Annotated in this window: 12 protein-coding genes; 9 read left to right on the top strand and 3 right to left on the bottom strand. The window is 36.9% G+C overall.

Annotated features, from left to right (window positions below; genetic code table 11):
* From coaBC to tsaE, 8 genes are all read left to right on the top strand, one after another.
* A complete protein-coding gene (coaBC, locus tag ACFILT_RS02445; RefSeq protein ID WP_375679515.1) occupies positions 1 to 1,422 on the top strand; it encodes a bifunctional phosphopantothenoylcysteine decarboxylase/phosphopantothenate--cysteine ligase CoaBC in 1,422 nt (473 codons plus the stop codon).
* A gap of 1,888 nt (positions 1,423 to 3,310) precedes the next feature.
* On the top strand, positions 3,311 to 4,030 hold the full coding sequence (locus tag ACFILT_RS02440; protein WP_375678843.1) for a sulfate transporter family protein: 720 nt from the start codon (positions 3,311 to 3,313) through the stop codon (positions 4,028 to 4,030).
* Positions 4,031 to 5,016: 986 nt separating this feature from the next.
* Positions 5,017 to 5,937: an acetyl-CoA carboxylase, carboxyltransferase subunit beta gene (gene accD / locus ACFILT_RS02435; RefSeq protein WP_375611366.1), complete on the top strand. Its 921-nt coding sequence runs from the start codon at positions 5,017 to 5,019 to the stop codon at positions 5,935 to 5,937.
* Between the two features lie 4 nt (positions 5,938 to 5,941).
* Entirely contained in the window at positions 5,942 to 7,261 is a 1,320-nt protein-coding gene (locus ACFILT_RS02430; protein WP_375675477.1) for a bifunctional folylpolyglutamate synthase/dihydrofolate synthase, read from the top strand.
* A gap of 44 nt (positions 7,262 to 7,305) precedes the next feature.
* Positions 7,306 to 8,304 carry a complex I NDUFA9 subunit family protein gene (locus ACFILT_RS02425; protein ID WP_375678844.1) on the top strand — a complete coding sequence of 333 codons (999 nt, stop codon included), beginning with the start codon at positions 7,306 to 7,308 and terminating at the stop codon, positions 8,302 to 8,304.
* A 713-nt stretch (positions 8,305 to 9,017) separates the two neighbouring features.
* Entirely contained in the window at positions 9,018 to 10,415 is a 1,398-nt protein-coding gene (gene ahcY, locus ACFILT_RS02420) for an adenosylhomocysteinase (protein ID WP_375620877.1), read from the top strand.
* 34 nt (positions 10,416 to 10,449) lie between these two features.
* A complete protein-coding gene (locus tag ACFILT_RS02415; protein WP_375679514.1) occupies positions 10,450 to 12,915 on the top strand; it encodes an ATP-binding protein in 2,466 nt (821 codons plus the stop codon).
* A gap of 51 nt (positions 12,916 to 12,966) precedes the next feature.
* Positions 12,967 to 13,437 carry a tRNA (adenosine(37)-N6)-threonylcarbamoyltransferase complex ATPase subunit type 1 TsaE gene (tsaE, locus tag ACFILT_RS02410; protein WP_375617471.1) on the top strand — a complete coding sequence of 157 codons (471 nt, stop codon included), beginning with the start codon at positions 12,967 to 12,969 and terminating at the stop codon, positions 13,435 to 13,437.
* 680 nt (positions 13,438 to 14,117) lie between these two features.
* On the opposite strand, the gene trxA is transcribed toward tsaE, so the two are convergent.
* The 3 genes from trxA to addB all read right to left on the bottom strand — a co-directional run bounded on the left by trxA (position 14,118) and on the right by addB (position 21,217).
* Complete coding sequence (gene trxA, locus ACFILT_RS02405; RefSeq protein WP_375611361.1) at positions 14,118 to 14,441, bottom strand: thioredoxin; 324 nt, start codon at positions 14,439 to 14,441, stop codon at positions 14,118 to 14,120.
* A gap of 177 nt (positions 14,442 to 14,618) precedes the next feature.
* Positions 14,619 to 18,095, bottom strand: a complete 3,477-nt coding sequence (addA, locus tag ACFILT_RS02400) for a double-strand break repair helicase AddA (protein ID WP_375679513.1) — start codon at positions 18,093 to 18,095, stop codon at positions 14,619 to 14,621.
* A 2-nt stretch (positions 18,096 to 18,097) separates the two neighbouring features.
* Positions 18,098 to 21,217, bottom strand: coding sequence for a double-strand break repair protein AddB (gene addB, locus ACFILT_RS02395; RefSeq protein ID WP_375679512.1), 3,120 nt, complete (start codon positions 21,215 to 21,217; stop codon positions 18,098 to 18,100).
* Positions 21,218 to 21,534: 317 nt separating this feature from the next.
* On the opposite strand from addB, the gene ACFILT_RS02390 reads away from it, so the two are divergent.
* Positions 21,535 to 21,651 carry a type II toxin-antitoxin system RelE/ParE family toxin gene (locus tag ACFILT_RS02390; RefSeq protein ID WP_375645451.1) on the top strand — a complete coding sequence of 39 codons (117 nt, stop codon included), beginning with the start codon at positions 21,535 to 21,537 and terminating at the stop codon, positions 21,649 to 21,651.
* Positions 21,652 to 22,085: the final 434 nt, after the last annotated feature.

The following is a 22,085-nucleotide window of genomic DNA, read 5'->3' as shown; positions in this document are numbered from 1 at the left end:
ATGGCCAGTATTACCATTCGTAACCTGTCTCCTGAAACCAAAGAAGCTTTACGCATACGCGCCGCGCAAAATGGTATTTCTATGGAAGAAGAAGTCCGACGCCTTTTAAGCAATCCCACTCCTCTCACCACACAACCCCTTCATACTAGCGCTGTTGAAATGCAATCATTGAAATCAAAATCTCTCCTTCTTATTATTGGTGGAAGTATTGCATCCTATAAAGCACTTGATTTGATTCGCCGTTTACAAGAACGTGGAGCACATTTAAAAGTTGTAATGACAAAAGCAGCGCAAAAGTTTATTACGCCTTTAGCCGCTGAAGCTTTAAGCGGTGGTACTGTATATACTGATTTATTTTCACGCGAAGAAGAACACGATATCGGACATATCCGTTTAGCACGTAATGCTGACCTTATTATTTTAGCCCCTGCTACAGCCAATCGCATTGCAAAAATAGCCAATGGCATAGGAGATGATCTGACTGATTGCATTCTTTTAGCGGCACGCTGTCCACTCTTAATTGCACCCGCCATGAATCCGTCCATGTGGGCGCATCCTGCCACTATTCGCAATGTTGCACAACTGCGCGCAGATGGCGTTCATATCATCGGACCAGAAATCGGAAATATGGCTGAACGTGACGAGATAGGATATGGACGCATGAGCGAACCTTTAACTATTGTTGCTACCATAGAGGCTCTTTTGAATGGGCATGAAAAACCTCTCTCTGACCGCCATTTCATCGTTACCTCTGGCCCTACCCATGAACCAATTGATCCAGTACGTTATCTTGCTAATAGGTCTTCAGGTAAACAAGGCCATGCCATCGCAACCGCTCTTGCGCATTTGGGTGCAAAAGTAACACTTATTTGTGGACCTGTTAATCTTGCAGACCCACAAGAAATAAAAACCATTCATGTTGAAACAGCACAACAGATGTTACAAGCCGTTCAAACCGCATTGCCTGCTGATGGTGCTATCTTTGTTGCCGCTGTTTGTGACTGGCGCAGTCAAACGCAGTCTTTACACAAAATTAAAAAGAATGCTCATAAAATACCACCATCCCTTCATATGGTTGAAAATCCTGACATTTTAGCAACGATTGGACACGCTCCAAACCGCCCCTCATTGGTCATTGGTTTTGCTGCTGAAACATGTGATATCATTGCCAATGCGCAAAAAAAATGTGTTGAAAAAGGAGCTGATTTCATTCTTGCTAATGATATTTCTCTTCAACTAGATGGTACAAGTGTCATGGGTGCTGATACAAATCAAGTTTATCTCGTAAGTAGAAAAAAAGTTGAACAATGGCCCCATATGAGTAAACAACACGTAGCGCAAAAATTAGCAAACGTGATTGTATCATTTCTTGCCCCCAAAACACCTACTCCTCATGAGGAAAATATACCCCTTTGCAAATAAGAACTCTTCAAACGCGTTGATATTAAAACACCTTATAAAATAGAACTGACAATATGTGTCTATCCATCTCAATTAGTATATAATATTTCTGGTTTATAATGATAATATCGCATTGTTCATATTAAATTAGAATCCCAGATATCATAAGATTCTCTCATTCCCAATCTCTCTCATGTTGAATCAATAAAAATCATTTTCTTGCACGTTGTAAACAAGGATAACTGTATGAATACAAAACGTTTCAGAAAGAACTAAAAGCGCTTATAATGGACCGTCTCAAGAACCAAGGGCTTGTCTCGGACAACACTGAGGATGATGGTGCCAGCGTGCTCTTTTTATTAAGCGTAAAGTTAGTGATGCCCTATAAGTTTTATATTATTCACGAGAGCTTTACCCATATACCATTCACAAACGCTGTTGCGAAATGGGTGTGATGAGCCGTTGGGAAATGTTTTTTTAAAAAATCCTATCTCACCCTAGCCTTCATAAAAGCAGGATCTATTGCACCACTGTCTCGCCAGCTTATAAAAAAACAAGCTATCATTCACTTTGGCTACCATCAATTTTGACAAAGCTCTTGCACTGGATAAAATTTATAAAAAGCATTTTCTTTATTCAATGTTTTTATCCCCATATTGGTCATATTTATAATATGCAAATAAATGATTTTGATTGTTTCATGATGAGAGCAGCTAATGAGAAAATATGACAACTTTATTTTGAGCTCTTATTCGCTATGAAAAATAATGTATAAATCAATGATATTATAACATCTCAATGCAATTTGAAGCATATCTCACACTGACGCTTATAAAGAGTGTAGACAAAATTCACTGCACCACTGTCTATAAGTTTATGAAACTGAAGCCTTTATTATTTTCCTCAGTGATCGGTCTTTAAGATTAAATGTGTGTGTCCTCTCTTCAGAATACCAAGACCACAAAAACTAGAATTTTATCCATGATATCCTCACATTGTGATGTTTCATGAGAAGCATTTTTATTCCTTTATCGAAAGCTTTGTATCCATACATTGGTCTCGCCTATAATGTGTACGTAAATAATTTTTTGATGTTGAATAGAGTCTTTGAAATTAAAGAATATTTCTATATTTGGGATTTTATTCAAGTTGAAAATGATCAATTCTCTTCGATAAATTAGTGGTGTTATTATCTAAAAATTATTTGATACAATGCACCACTTGTATGAAAAGTGCTTCAATGAATGCTTACTTCATTGCACTTATAGCTTTTAAAATTCAAAATCTCATCATTTTTAAGCATCCGTGGTTTTTCCCTTTCTTTGCTTCTTCTCAAAAAACTGCTCTTCTATGGGATCGGACGGTCAATCGCCTAAGCTTATTTTTTCCACTTCTATCATATTAATCATTCTGTTGCCCAAAATTAGAATATCTACGGAGCTACTACGTTACCCCTATTCCATTGAACTCAATATTTTTTTGAAAGCGAGGGGCAAAAGCATGCCGCCAAATAGTAGAAAAGTACAGAATTTTAGGAATTGTGCAAAACAATTAAGCACTTAGATAAACGAAGTTAGATAACTCTACTGAATAAATAGAAGTAAACAACTTTTCTCCCAAATAGTTCTTATTCCTTAATTTTTTACATATATCATATAAACGGAATAATCTACACTATGTACAAAAATACTAAAAATTTCTTCTACAACAGCTACTTTTTAAATTCTTCTTTGTTTTTAAAAATCAAAATTTCTATTTATTCAAACTTTATTTTTAACAAAGAAACTTTAACCGTTTTTTATAATGTTCTTGAAAAAAATCTTGTAATTCAAAGAAAGAAAAAATTACACTGTACATACTTTAAATATATTTCTTGTTTTTTTTGCTTCTTTCCTTAGTTTATTAATCTATGATTTTTACTGCTGCTTATCGTGCTTTACAACGTCTTCTGACCTCGCAATATCGTATTATGATACTGAAAGCATTGGGGGTTACTTTTTTCATTCTCACCATTTTATGGTTATGTGTGCACCAACTTTTTGTGTCTTACTTTTGGCCCTGGATTGCTCAATTTCTTCCTGGACTTCCTAGTTGGGCGGGATGGATTGGTTTTAGCATGCTTATCATTTTTAATCTTGGTTTGGCTCTTTTGTTGGCTTTTTTGATTGCACCGATCTCAGCTATGATTGGTGGTTTTTTCATTGACTCTGCTGCTGAAATCATTGAAAAAGAGGATTACCCAAACGAGCCTATTGGACAAGCTTTGCCGTTTCAGCGTTCTCTTATCATTTCCTTTAAATTTGTTATTTTAAGCCTTCTTGGTAATGGAATTGCTTTTATTTTATTCTTCATACCAGGTATTAATTTAATTGCTTTTTATCTTATTAATGGTTATTTGCTCGGTCATGAATATTTCTTGTTTGCGGCTTACCGTTTTCGAACAGAACAAGATGCCCTTGCTTTTTTACATACTCATTACACAGCGGTTTTTGGCGCAGGATTATTGATAGCGCTTTTTGTTTCGATTCCAATTCTTAATTTAGCAACACCGCTTTTTGCAGCCGCCTTTATGACATATTTACACAAAATGCTTTCCCAAAAGACCATGGCACGCATTACACAAAAATAGTGTTCCTTGACTTTAAGGTTAATAAAACTTGCCAGCCAAAGAAAGCATAATATAAAATTTTATGCTTTATCTTTTATTAAAGCAATATATTGATTTATAATGATAACTTATCGTTTCACAACATGAGTGAAAAACCTAAATATTATGAGGGTTTCTCATTTTAATCCTATTCATATTGGATCAATTGAAATCGTTTGTTAATATGTCATAAATGGAGGTGGTGTGCGGATAAAAGTACTTTCAAAAAGGCGTGAAATATCTTTATATGAATCCTCTTAATGCAAACATTATCGTCGTATTGAAAACTGAAAAAGAATATGATGGTGCCGCTTTGTACCTTCTATTTCAGTAAAAACGGATAGCATAATGTTTTTTATACCATTCATGGAGAGTGTATACTCTTCATAAGAGAGTTTTGGAAATTATTGAAAGATATCTGTGTAAAACAAGCACGTAAATGAGTAATATAATGGTATTTTGAGCGTATTCTATTTTAATTGTAAAAAGCGTGCGCTTTAAAGAAACCTTTTGAAAAAAATCTTGCTCTGATGTTAGCGTTTCGCTAATATAGCGTTATTGTATTCATTATCTTTAATGGATTATTTTAGCCTTGTTAGCGCCTTATACTATAAGGTTTCTTTTCTTCAAAACTGTTGATACGAATGATTAATTGGATATTCATTTTTATTAAAAAATAAGGCGTTTGTTAACCATCGCAAGGAGTAAATTTTAACACCAAAGTAAAAAATACAAACATGTAAGTTCTTAAAACTTATGAGAAATTTATTATAGGGAATACTCTTCATGATGCATATGATTGTTATAATATGGGAAAAATTAAAAATTAAAAAACAAGCTATACGTACACTGATAAAAGTATTAAATAGACTCCTTTGTTCAACCGGTAAAGCAAATGTGACTGCTTAAGTTCTATATTCTTTCAAATCATGCAAAAGATGCACAATATTTAAAGGAAGGTTATAAAGATGAACTGGATTACAAATTATGTTCGTCCTAAAATTAACTCTATATTGGGGCGCCGTGAAATTCCAGAAAATCTATGGATTAAAGATCCTACCAGTGGTGAAATGGTCTTCCATAAAGATCTGGAAGCTAATCAATTTGTAGCTCCCAATTCTGGTCATCATATGCGTATCAGTGCTAAAAATCGTCTCATGCATTTTTTTGATGATGGTGTTTATACAGCTCTTGAAAATCCAAAAGTTGTAACAGATCCTTTAAAATTTCGTGACGAAAAACGCTATATTGACCGGTTAAAAGATTATCGTTCTAAACTTGGGGTTGATGACAATATTTTAAGTGCACGTGGTACGATTGAAGGCTTACCAATTATTGCAACTGTTCAAGATTTCGCCTTTATGGGTGGATCACTTGGTATGGCTTCAGGAGAAGCTATTATCAAAGCTTTTGATACTGCCATTGCTGAAAGGCGTCCGCTGGTTCTTTTTGCTGCTTCTGGTGGTGCACGCATGCAAGAAGGAACACTCTCGTTGATGCAAATGCCCCGTACAACAGTAGCAATTGAAATGTTGAAAGAAGCAAAGCTTCCCTATATTGTTGTGCTGACTAATCCAACCACCGGTGGTGTTACTGCTTCTTACGCCATGCTTGGTGATATTCACATTGCCGAGCCTGGCGCTATGATTGGTTTTGCTGGTCCACGTGTGATTCAACAAACTATACGCGAAACCCTACCAGAAGGTTTTCAAAGTAGTGAATATCTGCTTGAACATGGTATGATTGATATGGTTGTATCGCGTTTAGAAATGAAAACAACAATTGCGCGTATTTTACGCTTGATGATGAAACGCCCTGCTGTTTTTAACCCTTCCGATCCATCCCCAACAGACTCTCAAACATCGCTTTCTAGGACAAAAGCAGCTTAAGTTTATGCAACAAAGTCAAATACAAAGGGTGGTGGATGATTTACTAAAAAATTATCCGAAAAAATTTGATCTTTCTTTAGAGCGTATTGTTCACCTTTTAGAGCGTCTTGGTAACCCACATTTAAAACTTGCCCCTGTTATTCACATCGCTGGAACAAATGGCAAAGGATCTGCTTCAGCAATTTGCCGTGCTCTTTTGGAAAGTGCAGGATACCGCGTTCATGTTTATAGCTCACCTCATCTCGTCAACTGGAATGAACGCTGCCGGTTAGGTCAAAAAGGAGGTGGTCAACTTGTTACAGAAAACCAATTGGCTGAGACAATCCGTGAAATTATAAAAGTAAATCGTCAAGAGCCGATTACTATTTTTGAAATTTTTACAGCCGCTGCCTTTATGTTGTTTAGTATACATCCAGCTGATGTTGTCATTTTAGAAGTTGGATTGGGAGGACGTTTTGATGCTACCAATGTCGTTAACAAACCAGCTGTATCGCTTATTATGCCCATTGATTATGATCATGAGAGCTTTCTTGGAAATACAATTGCTCAAATCGCTTTTCAAAAAGGAGGGATTATCAAACCAAACGTTCCTGTAGTCATTGGGAAGCAAAATTATGAAGAAACTCTTGCTACTTTAATACCCCTTGCTAATAAAAATAAAGCATTTTATGCTCTCTTTGATCAAGATTATCAAAGTTATAAAGAACATGGACGTATGGTTTTTCAAAACAATCAAGGTCTCATGGATCTTCCCCTTCCTAACCTTATTGGAGACCACCAAGTTGCCAATGCTGGTGCATCTCTTGAAGCAGTTTATCAAGCGGGTTTTCAACTTTCAGAACAAACCATAAATGACGCTTTAAAAAATATTTATTGGCCCGCACGAATGCAGCATCTTACCCAAGGACTTTTGGTTGATCAACTATCTCCTGATATTGATTTATGGTTAGATGGTGGTCACAATCCTGCTGCAGGAAAAGTTATTGCGGCAGAACTTACACAATGGAGAAAAAAAACAGATCGCCCCATTATTATGATTGCTGGCATGCTTAATACCAAAGATGCTGTCGGTTATTTTCGTCCTTTAGCTAACCTTGTCGATAAAGTATATACGATACCGCTGCTTGACAATAATGCCAGTATCTCTCCAACAGACTTAGCTGAATCAGCCCAAAAAGTAGGAATCCCTGCTGCCCCAAAAGCGCACCTACAAGATGCTTTGCATAAAATTAAAATGGAATATAAAGAGGCTATTGTCCTTATTAGTGGTTCTCTTTATCTTGCGGGTGATATTTTGCGTGACAATAAAACACCACCGTGCTAGATAATTAGCTATTTTTAAAGCTTTGAAAGATAGACTTTTTAATCATGCAACTTGATTGTGCACTTTATCAACATCCTAAACTCATTACTGTTTTTGGCGGATCCGGTTTTGTAGGACGACATGTCGTTGAAACTTTGACTAAGCGGGGATATCGCGTTCGCATCGCTGTTCGTTGTCCACAAAAAGCTTATTATATGCTCCAAATAGGAGAAGTAGGACAAACCCAAATGCTTAAAACAGATATCAAGCATCGTGCCTCTGTTGCACGCGCATTGCTTGGAGCTGATGCGGCAGTGTTTTTACCCGGTAGCTTAAAACAAGCAAATCAATCGAATTTTAAAAACACACAAATTGATGGTGTTTACAATGTTGCTGAATTAACAGCAGAAACTGGTATTCCGCTCATCTATATGTCAACACTTGTGGCTAACGAGAATGCTTCATGTCTTTATGCACGTGTTAAGTTTATGGGTGAACAAATCATTCATAACAAGCATCTTCAAGCAATTATTATCCGTCCATCCGTTATCTTTGGACCAGAGGATTGTTTCTTTAACACCTTAGCAGATTTGTCACGTTTTTTACCAATTATGCCTCTTTTTGGAGGTGGACAAAGCAAATTGCAACCCGTGTATGTTGGTGACGTTGCTGAGTTTATCGTGCGCGCTTTAGATGGACAGGTTGCTTGGGGAAAAAATTATGATCTTGGTGGTCCCCAGATTATCACCTTCCAAAATGCTCTTGAAAATATACTTAAAATCATTCGTCGTAAAAAAACAATCCTATCTATGCCTCTTTCTGTCGGTCTATTGATTGGAGGAATTTTGGGAACAATCGGTAAATTGCCTTTTGTACCAACACTCGTAACAGCCAATCAGATACGTTTTTTGCAAATGGATAACATTGTCTCTAAAGAAGCTATAGAGAATGGATATACGCTAGAAGGTGTGGGTATTACCCCCAGAGCAATGGCAGCATTCTTGCCAAGTTATCTCTGGCGATTTCGTCCACATGGTCAATTTTCCCAAAACCTACTCGTCTAGAATAAATTCTTCCAAAACTGAGTTAATTATTTGATTTATAATTCATAGCGCGTTGTTAGCGGTTTTAAAATCAGAGTGTTCAATAGAGTGATGTTTTTACATTTTAAATACTCTATTCAGTATCACAAAAAATGTTTAATCGTATATCTATAGTCTTTTGATAAAAATCGTTGAAAACAGGAGAAAAGCACTTCTTATAAACTGTCTTTATCCAAGAGCAGGTGCAACATTGGAATCCTAAAGAACCGATTCTGAACTGCCTATCCATAAACATGATAATCTATGGCTTTGCATTTATATTATTTTGCTAAAAAGCTTAATAATGAGATTAAAGTAATTCTTCCTTTTTCAACAACCGCATAAGTGTGTAGAATACGAGTATACTACTTTCGATATTATCCCATAAAAATCAATATAAAAACTGTAAAGCAATGCACCATTTTTATTATTTAAAAGGTATTCCCTCTGGAGACTTTTAAAAGCTTTAAAGTTACGTGAAAAGGATAGAATTTTGTTTATATAATAAAACTTATCATGAAGATCTCCTACTCCGTCAGCAACATCACTACTCAGATCCATAAATGCATATTTGTTGCACAAATTTATGGAGATTTTAAAAGAGCTTTTTCACATAAAGAAGTCCTCTTCTTGTCTTGCATTTTTTTTTAATTTCTCCTACCGTCTCGGAAAAACTTATTTTAAAGGAATGAAGAATGGCAGCTCAAGATTTTGTTGTCAAAGATATTGCACTTGCCGCTTATGGTCGTAAAGAACTTGATATTGCTGAAACAGAAATGCCTGGTTTGATGGCTTGTCGTAAGGAGTTTTCTTCCAGTCAACCTTTGCGCGGAGCGCGTATTTCTGGCTCATTGCACATGACAATTCAGACAGCTGTTTTAATTGAAACATTAAAAGCGATTGGCGCCGATATACGATGGAGCTCTAGCAATATTTTTTCTACGCAAGACCATGCAGCAGCAGCTATCGCCGCAACTGGCATTCCTGTATTTGCCATTAAAGGTGAAACATTGGAAGAATATTGGACTTATATAGATGCAATCTTCCAATGGCCAGATGGTAATCCTTCCAATCTTATTTTAGATGATGGAGCTGACGCCACAAACTATATTTTAATGGGAAGTCGTGCAGAACAAAATAAAGATATTTTATCGCATCCCAAAACAGAAGAAGAAGAAATTTTTTTCAAACAAATACAAAAGCGTATGGATGCAACGCCAGGTTTTTTTACACGACAGCGCGCAGCAATTAAAGGTGTAAGCGAAGAAACCACAACAGGTGTAAACCGTCTTTATCAGTTACAAAAAGAAGGACTTCTACCTTTTCCTGCTATTAATGTTAATGATAGCGTCACTAAATCAAAATTTGATAATAAATATGGATGTAAAGAATCATTGGTCGATGGTATTCGACGTGGAACAGATGTGATGATCGCTGGTAAAACTGCCATTGTCTGTGGTTATGGTGATGTAGGAAAAGGTTCAGCAGCATCTCTTTCTGGTGCTGGGGCTCGTGTTAAAGTAACAGAAATTGATCCTATCTGCGCTCTTCAAGCCGCTATGGATGGCTATGAAGTTGTTAATTTGGATGATGCTGCTTCCAGTGCTGATATTATCATCACGACAACAGGCAATAAAGATGTTGTTCGTTTAGATCATATGCGACAAGTAAAGGATATGTGTATTCTTGGAAATATTGGTCATTTTGATAACGAAATCCAAGTCGCTGCCCTTAGAAATTTGCCATGGACAAATATTAAACCACAAGTTGATATGATCACCTTTCCCGATGGAAAACGCATCATTTTGCTCTCTGAAGGGCGTTTGTTAAACCTCGGGAATGCGACTGGGCATCCTTCTTTTGTCATGTCAGCCTCGTTTACTAATCAAGTTTTAGCGCAAATTGAACTTTTTACCCGTTCAGAACACTATACAAATGAAGTCACTGTTTTGCCTAAACATCTTGATGAAAAGGTTGCACGTCTACATCTGGATCGGTTAGGAATAAAATTAAGTGTTTTATCAGAAGAACAAGCCGCTTATATTGGAGTCTCACCACAAGGACCTTATAAACCAAACCATTACCGTTACTAATACGTTTCCTTGGGTTAAAAAAGGGAAAGATGCCGTGCTCAGCTTTGGTGACTATAACCCCAAAGAAAAAACTCAAAAAGAGATCCGAATCTATACGTATATATTTTGCCTTTTTTTCTTTTTTTCTCCAACATGCGCTTTTGCTCAGTCATTGGAAGGTTATTTACCATTTTTCTTCACTTTGCCGAATGGTCCATGGCTGCTTTTAGCGCTGTGTGGAGGAATTTCTTGTGCTTCACTTCTCTCGTGTATAGCTGTTACCGTGCGTGCAAAAAAAACTGCACAGAAGCCTTTGAAGATAATTCAGGCAAATTTTTCTGAAAAACTTAAATATTATGAATGGCTTCTGGAAGAAACCGAGCAATTCCTTCTTATTTGGGAAAATCCAACAACTTTACCCCGTGTTGTTGGTGCTCTTTCTGCATTGCAAAAAATAGGAATCGATCAGAAAGATTTTCAGCGTTTTGAGCTCTGGGTTGAAGAAAATTCTCTGCGAGAACTTGATTATGCATTGACTCAACTACGTTGTAAATGTCACCCTTTTGATCTTTCTATCACCACCACAAACAATGTACCGCTACAAGTTACAGGAGTCATCGCAGGAACAGTCGCCATTGCTCGTTTTCAAGATATCTCAAAACAACAGAGAGAAAATTCTCGTTTACAGAAAGATATCGCCCGCCTTCTTACTGAATTGAGAATGCAGCGTAATCTTCTTGATCTTATTCAAGAGCCCGTATGGATAAAAGATTGTGAAGGAAAAGTTTGTTTTATCAATCGCGCCTTTAGAGAAATGACAGACTTTCGTGAAGACAGTGATGACGTGGGGGATCTTTTCAATGAAAATACACAACGCAAAACAGATGAAACAGAAACTATTTTTCAAGAACATGTTCATACGGTTATTGGTGGAGAACGGCACCGTTTTCATCTCACACGTATTACAACAGCTGAAGGGATGGCAGCTTTTGCACGTAATGACAGCGCATATGAAAATCTTTCTCATGAATTAAGATATGTTCTTCAAAGCCATTGTGAAACACTTGACCAAATTTCAACAGCTGTAGCCATTTTTGATACAAACCAAAAATTAAAATTCTGTAATCATGCTTTTAAAATTTTATGGCCGTTGGAGAGTTCTTTTTTAGAAAGTGAACCAAGCCATACATTGTTTCTTGAACGTTTACGTGAAAAGGGGCTCATTGCTGAACACCCTGATTGGCGCGCATGGAAAGAAGAACTTTTAAAAGCCTATTGGCAAACAGAATCGAACCAACAAATTTGGAATCTTCCAGATGGGCGTACGGTGCGTGTTGTCTCGAACCCTCATCCACAAGGAGGTGTCACTTGGCTTTACGAAAACCTTACAGAAAAAATTGATCTTGAGCGCCGTTATAATACACTTATTAAAATACAAGGTGAAACACTTGATAAACTTTCTGAAGGTGTGGTCGTTTTTGGTACTGATGGACGCCTTCGCTTATCGAATCCTGCCTTGTCGAAATTGTGGTCTCTTCCTTATAATTTACTGGTAGAAGGAACCCATATTACACAGTTACAAAGCCATTGTTCAGCCTTAACCTTGGGGCAAGAATGGAATCAATTTACCAAGTTCATTACCGGTTTTGCTGAAAAACGTGAAACATTTTCAGGTCGTATAGATCTTAAAAATGATATGATTATTGACTATACTCTGGTCCCTCTTCCTAATGGACAAACGATGCTTACTTTTGTGAATGTTACGGACACTGTCCATGTTGCGCGTGCTCTTCAAGAAAAAAATGAAGCATTAGAAAGTGCTGATCGTTTGCGTAATGAATTTGTCCAACATGTTTCTTATGAATTACGCACACCTCTCACCAATATTATTGGATTTTCCGATATTTTACGTGATCAAATTTTCGGCTCTATCAATGAACGTCAACAAGAATATCTTGAACACATTCATTCAGAATCAGGAACTCTTTTAAATATTGTTAACGATATTCTTGATCTTGCTACCCTTGATGCAGGCATTATGGAGTTGGACATAAAATCGGTTAACATTGCCGATGCTATGATACAAGCAGTAGCACGTGTAGAAGATCGCCTTAATGGACGTCATATTACGCTTTTACAACAAATTTTTCCTTCCTTAAATTCTATTTCTGCTGATGAAAAGCGCTTGCATCAAATTTTTGTGAATGTCCTGAGTAATGCTATTAATTTTGCAACAGAGGCGAGTACTATTGAATTTTGCGTTGATGAACAAGATGATAACATTGTCTTTAGCGTTCACAATCAGGGCTCTGACATCCCAGAAGATGTCCTTGATCGTATTTTTAAACGTTTTTCTTCCCATTCACACCATGGTGGGCGTGCGGGAGCGGGTCTTGGCCTTTCCCTTGTAAAAAGTTTCGTTGAACTACACGGTGGACATGTTGAAATTCTTACCGGTTCTGGAAAAGGAACAACAGTTAAATGTTTTTTCCCACTCTCCAAAGGAGATACGATTTTTTAATTTTAACCTTTATGATAACAAAAATTTTTCATCCATTTCATGGAACTTTTAATGAATTTTAGTTTTTTTCTTGAAAATGAAGAGGCAACAAAGCTTTTTGCACAAAATTTAGCTCTTTCTTTAAAGCCAGGAGATCTTGTAACGCTGCAAGGAGATCTTGGAACTGGAAAGTCAACCATTGCACGTACAATCATTCAAACACTTGCGAACGATAACACTATGGATGTTCCAAGCCCTACTTTTACTCTTGTGCAAAGCTATCAACTTCCAAAGTTTGAAATTATTCATGCTGATCTTTATCGCCTTTCTATGGCAGAAGAAATTGATGAATTAGGGCTTCATGAAGCTCGTGAGAAAAATATTTTACTTGTTGAATGGCCAGAAAGAAATACAGCTCTTTTAGAGCTTGCCACTTTTGCACTCACTTTACACTATAAAGAACATGGGCGTCATGTAACAGTTAGATCAGCGCAACATTCCATTGAATGTTTGCAACAGTCTTTCGCAATTCGTACATTTTAAAAAAACATGAACATCATCATTTTTTAAATTGATAATACCTCAGTACTACCTATGAAATCTGAGATGATGGACAACATAAAGAAGGCTTCATGGAGGCACCAACCATGGAAGATGAAACGAAATGCTGACTCTTTTATATAACAATGACATAAATTGCAAAGGACAGCCATTAATTTATAGGAATTCATCAATTTATTTTAGAGAATCTGATACCTACAATTTTGATTTTAGAGAATAGTATAAGAGAATTTTAAATTGAAGTGATAACCCTTTAGAAGAGCATTATATAACCTGTAGTGAATTGCTTGTTTCTTTCTGCTTAAAAACTGTGAGCTTCAGAAAAGTAATTTGCAAAGTTTTTGCTTAAAATCTCCCTTTATGTGTTGAAAACACTATCTATCTCAATAGTCTTATCTAAGAAGAAATACCTTTAATGAAATTATCATTCACCCAATATTTTTAACGCGCCTATAAGGAAAGAATTGCATATATTCTTCATACAAAGCAATTTTTTATAAAAAATGGTCAATTGAATCATGCATAAAAGCACGAATTCTTAAATTCATTTAAAATTTTGATTTTTATTGTCTTTTCATTATAATATAATGCAAAAAAGAATATTTTAAAAAAGTCAAAAGGAGAGACAAAATTTCTCTCCTTTATAGTGATTATACGTGGAATTAACTAAGCCCATCTTTTATCCATTCAGAAAGACGTCCTTTAGAGGTAGCGCCAACCATATTCGATGAAATATTTCCATTTTTAAACATTAGTAATGTAGGGATAGAACGTACTCCGTATTGGGTAGCCAGTTCCGGATTTTCATCAATATTTACCTTAGCAATTTTAACTTGATTTTGCATTTCTATTGAAATTTCATCCAAAATTGGAGCAATCACTTTGCAAGGGCCACACCATTCTGCCCAAAAATCAACCACAACAGGGGTGGAAGAGGTTAGAACTTCACTTTCGAAATTGTCCTTATCAACTTTTATACACGTCATTTATTTATCCTTTATATTCACCTTTTATAGATTGGTATAATAACAATTCATATCAAGTTATTGCAAAGATAAATTATTAAAGGACTTTTTTACACTAGGGATTGTGCGTTGTGTTTGTTTGAGCGATTTTATGAAAGTAAATAAAGTGTAAAAATGCTTTGCAGGGAAAAGACTAACTTATAAGGCAACTTCACTAAGAAATGCCTCAAGTTTTTCTGGAGGAAGTTTAAAAATTTTGGCTTCTTTACTGTAGATAAGCAGAGCCTGTATATCTTTATCGGGATGAATAGCTTGCAATAATTTTCGATAAAGAGCCATTTGCAACCAATGATGGGAAGCAATAGCAGCTTCATTTTCTGGCGGGGTTCCTGTTTTAAAATCTGCAAAGATAACGCTGTTTTGCGTGATGTAGAGACGGTCAATTTGACCAGAGATTGCTTGTTCTTTTCCACGAATTTTCACAATACCCATTAAGGAGACCTCAGCACGTGAATGCTCAGAGAAAAGGGGTTTGAGATAAACATGATCTAATATTTTCCAAATATGGCTAAGAGCATCTTCTCTTTGGCTCTCATGCCAATGAGAGGCTTTGATATTGAGATAGTTTCGAGCATAATCTCGACATTTTTGTGGGGGACAATCGGGCAAATACTGTAACAATCGGTGAACGAGATTACCATATTCAATGGAAAAAGCTCTGTTTGTGTTCATGGCTCCTAAAACAGGTGAAGTGGTAAGCTGTTTTGGATTTGAGGACAGCTCTGTATCAGCTTCAATGGAAAGGCTCGCCACTGACGGTTTTAACGGTTTTGGTAACACTGGTTCTGCTGGTACTTTATGAGAGAAAAAAGCAGGCAAAGGTGGTAAGGTTTGGCATTCAGCGGAAGGAACTTTTGAGTTTATAGAAGTAGAAGAAGCAGGTGTAATGCAATAACGCCAAGCTGCAATATCTTCCGAAGAATCTTTTATAGCAAGGGCATGCGGTTCGAGGGCTTTTTTTACGAGTTGTAACCATGTATAAGATGGCGTTTTCGGACCTTTATATCCACAAATAAACAAGCGATCTTCAGCGCGTGTCATTCCTACATAAAGAAGACGCCTATATTCTTCTTCTGCACGCTCTTTTAAATATGAAATTGCTTGTTTAGAGAGTTTTGTATTAAACTTTTCATTGGGGCGCCAAATAAAGGCTTGTTTTCCGTTCCATTGTGCATTGTTTAAAGGAACTTTAAGCAAGTGAGGCGCATGCTGAGGATGCCAAATCGCACTGCCAGGATCGACTAAAAACACAACAGCAGCCTCTAGTCCTTTTGCAGCATGAACAGTCATAATGCGAATTTCTTCATTACTTTGTTCAAATTCACGTTTAATTTCTGGTTCGCTTGCACTTAATGTTTCTAAAAAAGCTTGTAATCCTGGTAATCCTGTTTTTTGAATAGTGAGCGTATAATCCATAAAAGCATCGAGCACATCATTTGCTTCAGATCCTAAACGAGACAGAATTTTTTGTCGTCCCTTATCATTGTTCAAAATATGGCTATAAAACTCGAAAACTGGTATTTTATCCACTAAAGCGCGATAATGGTTCAGCTTTTCAAAAGCATCTTTAAAAGATATCTGCGATGATATATGCGCGCACAGACTTTGCCAAAGAGAGCCGGTGCGGTGTACGGCAAGCTGATAGAGTTCCTCTTCACTAAGAGCAAAAAGTGGGCTTTTTAAAACACAAGCAAGAGAAAGATCATCTTGTGGCTGTAAAACAAAACGCGCAAGCGCCATTAAATCACGGATACTAATATGTTTGGTAAGCTGTAAACGATCAGCCCCTGCTACGGGAATATTACGGTGTTTAAGAGCACGCGAAAGAGCTGAGACAAATTGATCACGTTTACGGACCAAGATCATAATATCACTTGCACGTATTAAGCGTCCTTTTGCTGGAAGCATTTCGCCTTTTTGTAACCAGTCAGCAATCGTTTCAGCAATTTTTTCTGCTAAACGGACTTCAGGTGTATCTAAATGATTAACAGTTGCATGCCAATCTTGAGGAAACTCACTCGTTTCTTTTGAAATGGCATCCCATATAATAACTTCACCCGGACTATGAACCCGAATAGCTTCATGCACCGTTTTTGTATTTTCTGCCGAAAGTCCTTTATAGTTTTCTGGTGTTTCAAAAACAAGATCAACGCTTTTAAGAACATCTGCTGTAGAGCGAAAAGAATAATGCAGTTGTATTTTTTCAAATTGCTGATTTGTTTGTTGCACTTTTTTTTGAATAATTCGTCCATTTGCAGCAAAATTTTCTGGAGCAGCGCCTTGAAAAGAATAAATAGATTGCTTTTCATCTCCAACAGCAAAAAGAGTGCGTATGTTTGTTCGTTGGCTATACCCTGAAAAAAATTCCTGTGCCAACAGTTGAATAATTTGCCATTGCTCAGGGTTGGTGTCTTGTGCTTCATCAAGTAGAATATGATCAAGTCCCTGATCAAGTTTATAGTGCACCCATTGGCTTGCACCTTTGCGCTGTAACAAATGAAGTGTACGCTCAATAAGGTCATCAAAGTCTAAGAAGCCATTGGACTTTTTTAGATTCTTATAAATTTTGAGATAAATAGTACAGAGCTGAAAAGCAGCCATATTGAGAGTGGCAACCTTTGCGCATTGATATTTTTCTAAAAGAACAGAAAGCTTGTTTTGTTTATCTTCAAGCATTTGTTGAATAAAAGGCCAAATTTCGTCTGACTTTTTATGAGATAAATGTGAAAAATTACGCGGCTCACCTTTTGTTGTAAAATAAACATCAGAAATAATATTGAGAATATTTGTCTCATCATGCACCTTTTCTAATTGGGAAAGTTTTGCCACCATATCCTTAAAGCTTTGATTACCATTGGTTTCACAATGCTTAAGAGCATAAAGAGGAAGGCGCGCTGTTTGTTTAATTTGTTCCAGAAGATATTGATTTGTTTCATTGGGCGCTAAGTTAAAAAGCGCGCGCAATTTTTCTTCTCCATTTTCAGATAAAAGAGAAGATAAAAAATCAGACAATTTATGTTGCTTTTCAACTGTTTCATAGAGCAATTGGTTAAAAGTATGTTCGCTAATAACTTGAAGTAACTGTTGCAAAGCAGGTTGTACATCACGACGGGCTAAAAGTTCGCGACGGGATTCTTGTTGTAATTTTTTTCGACCGATATCATCGGGAAGTTCAAAATGCCCTGCAATATTGGCTTCTAACATAAATTGATGTAAGAGAGATTCACAAAAAGCATGAATCGTTTGAATTTTTAAGCCACCAGGCGTTTCTAGGGCACGCGCAAAGAGTTGCCGTGCATAAGTTAGTTTTTGCGCATTAACAGGTTTTTTTTCAAACCGTGTTAAGGTTTCTTGCAGCTGTGCATCATCGAGCTCATTCCAACTAGAAAGCGTGCGAAAAATTCGTGATTGCATAACAGCAGCAGCAGCTCTTGTATAAGTAAGGCATAAAATACGTGCTGGAGGCGTACCGTTTAAAAGCAAACGGATAACACGTTCACTTAAAACGTGGGTTTTTCCAGATCCAGCATTTGCAGAAACCCACACGTTTTTTTGGGGATGTGTTGCTGTTGCTTGTGCATCAAGAGCGGCTTCAGGAATAGAAAAAAACGTCATGATTACTCTTCTTTATGAAAACCACTTGACCATTCCCACAACCGAGCCAAATGGTCGTAGTCACCTTCATATCGTTTTGACATGGGGACAGCATGTGAGAGATAGCCTTGTTGTGGATTTTGATAATAAGTTATGAGTGCGATAAGATTTTCCCATGCATTTTCAGCAAGATTAACAGCACTTAGATAAGTTTTTCCGTCTTTTTTCTTTAAAAGAATTGATTGGGATTTAATTTCACCTTTTTTGTTAAGGGGAATGTAAAATAAATTTGAGGGTGTAAAATCTTGAAAATCTGGGAAGCCCCCTTGTATGAGTAAAGCTGTTTCTAAAGCCAATTGCGGAAATAATAATTCACGAACTTGTTTTGATAAAGGAGGCGTTCCGGTTTTGAAATCTAGAATTTCAACCGTTTTATCTGGCAAAACATCAAGACGATCAGCACGTCCTGAAAGGGTTACCCCTGTTGTTCCTATAGGGATTTTTTGTGATACCACTTCCGAATATCGCTCTCGCAGTCCTAAACTTTGTTCCCATTGAATAAAGCGTGGAGCAAGATTTTCAAAACTATTCCACCAAATTACTTCAATATCGGGTGGAAAGTTGAATTTATCAAACTCTTTACGCCCAATAGCAAGCAGTACATTGAGTGCATTTGCAGCATTTGGATTTTTCATTTGTGTGCAAAAAGCTGCAAGAATAGCGTGATAAAGTGTTCCACGTTCTGAAGCGCTAGGATCATGAATAAGTTCTTTAAGTGGTTTGAGCCTTAAGATTTTTTTGGCATAAATAGCATAGGGATCATATCGCAATGTTTCTATTTCAGTGACTGAAAAATGGCGCGGGCGTATATCAAGAGGTGGAGAAGGGCAAGGACGTTCCACCTCAGAAGTTATGCTTGTATGATCAAGCATCTTTGCCCAATGGCGTAGTATTTCACCTCGTTCACGGATTTGTTCCCAAACCTGTTTTCCTACAACTGTTTCCATGCGTTGTAGCCAGCGTGATGGAATGGAAGGCGTATGATTAACGCGCAATGCGCGACTCATCACCACTTTATCCATTCCCATTGCCCATTGAAAATCATGCGCAGAAAGACCAATACGCTGTTCTGGTGGTTCCAGAGTTAACATCATTTTCATCGGTCGCGATAAAAAAGCATCATTTCGGGTTGATATCGGCCATGATCCTTCATTAAGACCACCAATGACCACTGTATCAACCGTTTGCAAGCGCGATTCCAAAGTACCCCAGATGAATAAACGTGGATGTCCCCCAGGCGAAGGTGCGACGGAACGGGTTGCTATTATGGCAGAAAACATAGCGGGCCATTCACAAAGATGAAATGTTAATCCCGATTGATCACTGACCAATTCACACAAAAAATTTGATAAGGCTTGTCCTGCTTCATGTTGATAAAGATGTGCAAGAGAATTATCCTCATTGCGACCAAAATTTTCAAAAACCTCAACAGTTGCTATTGCAGCCTCATTGATGGTGCATTCTTTCTCTTGTTTCATAAGAGATGTTAAAGGTTCAACAGCTGTCCTCAAAAGATGACAAAGGAAACGTGCTTCTTCACATTTCTGCTGATCAAGAGCGTTGATTTCAGAATTATTATGAAAGTATGTTTCAATCCATTTTTCAAGAAATTGATCACACTCGCAAAGCTTAATACGCCCTGTATTCCCTCGAAGAACAAAAAGTTCAAAATTTTCTGCCATTTCCCGTAAACGATGACGATTTTGTTGGAGTGTTGTAAGGGGATGTTTAAGAAGAGAAAGAAAAGCAATGGGATCATCAGGTTGCAATACATTTTCTAAGATAAGTCGTAAGAGAGTTACAGGCAATGTTTGTGCAAGTGGTATTCCGCCTGAATCATTTGCTTCAATTCCAAATCGCTGTAATTCCACGGCAACACGGCGTGCTAAATTACGGTCATTTGTAATAAGGGCTGCAGTTTTTTTGGGTTTTTCAATAGCTTTGCGTAAGGTAACAGCTATAGCGAGAGCTTCTTCACGTTCATTTATAGCTTCAATAAATGACCAATCTGCACAAAGATTTTCATAATCATCACGGACAATTTGTATCCATTTATCTGTTGTAGAAGCAGGTCGGAGTGCTTCTGATAAAAGAGCCATTCGTTTTTTCTTTGTTATACTTTGTTGGCCAATTTCGCAAACATGATGACGTTGACACTCCATGAGAGTTAGAAGTTTTTTTAAATGATATTGAGGATGGCTAAAAACATTTTCTGCAGGATCAAAAAAATCACAAGCTGTTTTTTCTTTATTGCTTGTGCTTAGTGCATTCCATTGTTCTTCATCCATATGAAGATCAAGGCCAGGAAGAACAACAGCCCCTTTGGGCAGAGAAGATATAACCTTTAAAAGATGAGAAACTGCGGGCATAGAACCTGACACACCAGCAGCAATGATAGGTTTATCAGGCTGCATGCATCGCAAAGTCTCTGCATGCATTGTGAGTACTTGATTACGCCATTCAGCGGGATTACTTCGTTGTCTTTCTTTCAAGATTTTTGGCCAATTTTGCGTAACAATAGTCAAGAAATCGAGCGTTATTTGCCACCATTCAGCGACCATATCAGGTGCAATATTTTTAAGTTCTGACCAATCTGCTCCTTCTGCTTCAATTTCATCCATCAAATGTGCTAAATCTTGCGCAAGCCAAATCGCATCAGCACTATGAGCCGGAATAAGTACATCTTCTGTACCAAACATGGCACGCAGATGCGCAGGCAAATTTTCACGCCATGGACGGATAAGGCGCGCTAAAAGTAAAAGACGTTCGCTTTCTCCAATAGGTGGATCGAGAGCGCTGGTATGATTTTCAACAAAAAGAAAACTGTCTTCATCGACATCTCCTAGAGCACGAATGGTTGGCAAAAATGTTGATTGTGTATCACTTCTTTCAACAAAGGCTAAACGCAAAGCGCGAGCAGCACGACGTGTCGGAACATAAATAAGGCTATCGGCAAGGGCTGTTTGAATATCTCCATTGGGAGCGAAATTATCAATAAGGCTACCAGAAAGTAGTGCATCAACAAAGTGAGGCAAAAAAGCAGTTCCCGGAGAAATAGAAAAGACATGCGGTTTATAGGTCATATGATCTCATATTTGGGATAACAAATTTCAGCTTATTGATTATTTGTATTATTTTGACTGTATACAATATTTATACAAGGAAAAACTGAAAAGCTATGTTTATAAAGCAGATTTTTTAGTTTAGATTTAAAAAATATCAAAATAAATCATATGTCTTAAGTCATCGCGAAAAATATATAAAATTTTTCTGATATTTTTCAACGTAGAATTGGCTACAGTTTATTCTCTAACTCAAATAGGTAATATAAAAATAAATATTAAAGTTTTAAAAGGTTCTAGAGGTACCAGTGCGCTGTAACTCTTTTAATAATAAATAAATTTACCGTATTTTTTATACAGTTCAATCTAAAAATATCCTTTACATACTCCATCACTTTCAGAAAAAAATAGATATCATGATATTGCAAAACTTAAAAAATCAGTTTCATAAATAATATTTTAGAATCCCATAAAAAGCTTGGAAAAAAAATATTTCCACATTTCACAGCGCAAACAGATTACTTTGAGGGAGAGAGTTTTGCGAAAGTTTATCGTGCAAGCCTCTATCTTGCTAGAATTACATCCCTTATGCAAAATAGAATGCCCAAAAATATCATTATGTTACAATTTTATATGTTTGTTTTTAAAGGGACATTTTCCATTGTACTTGATCTTACCTCGTCATGTCATCCCGTAAATAATATAAATGAATAGTATAACGTAAACTTCCGTGAATGGGATGAGATACATCACACACCACCATCATTACATCATAACGCTATAACCACCATCATCATTTTTACCCTCACCCAATATTTTGAAAGCTCTTGGCTATAGAGAAGATCTATAAGAGGTATTGTATTTCTTGCTTCAAGTGTTTTACGCACAC

The organism is Bartonella sp. AP7XZML (assembly GCF_042195745.1).
Classification (GTDB): domain Bacteria; phylum Pseudomonadota; class Alphaproteobacteria; order Rhizobiales; family Rhizobiaceae; genus Bartonella.
The sequence above is the reverse complement of the archived record's forward strand: the minus strand, read 5'-3'. Positions and strand labels throughout refer to the sequence as shown.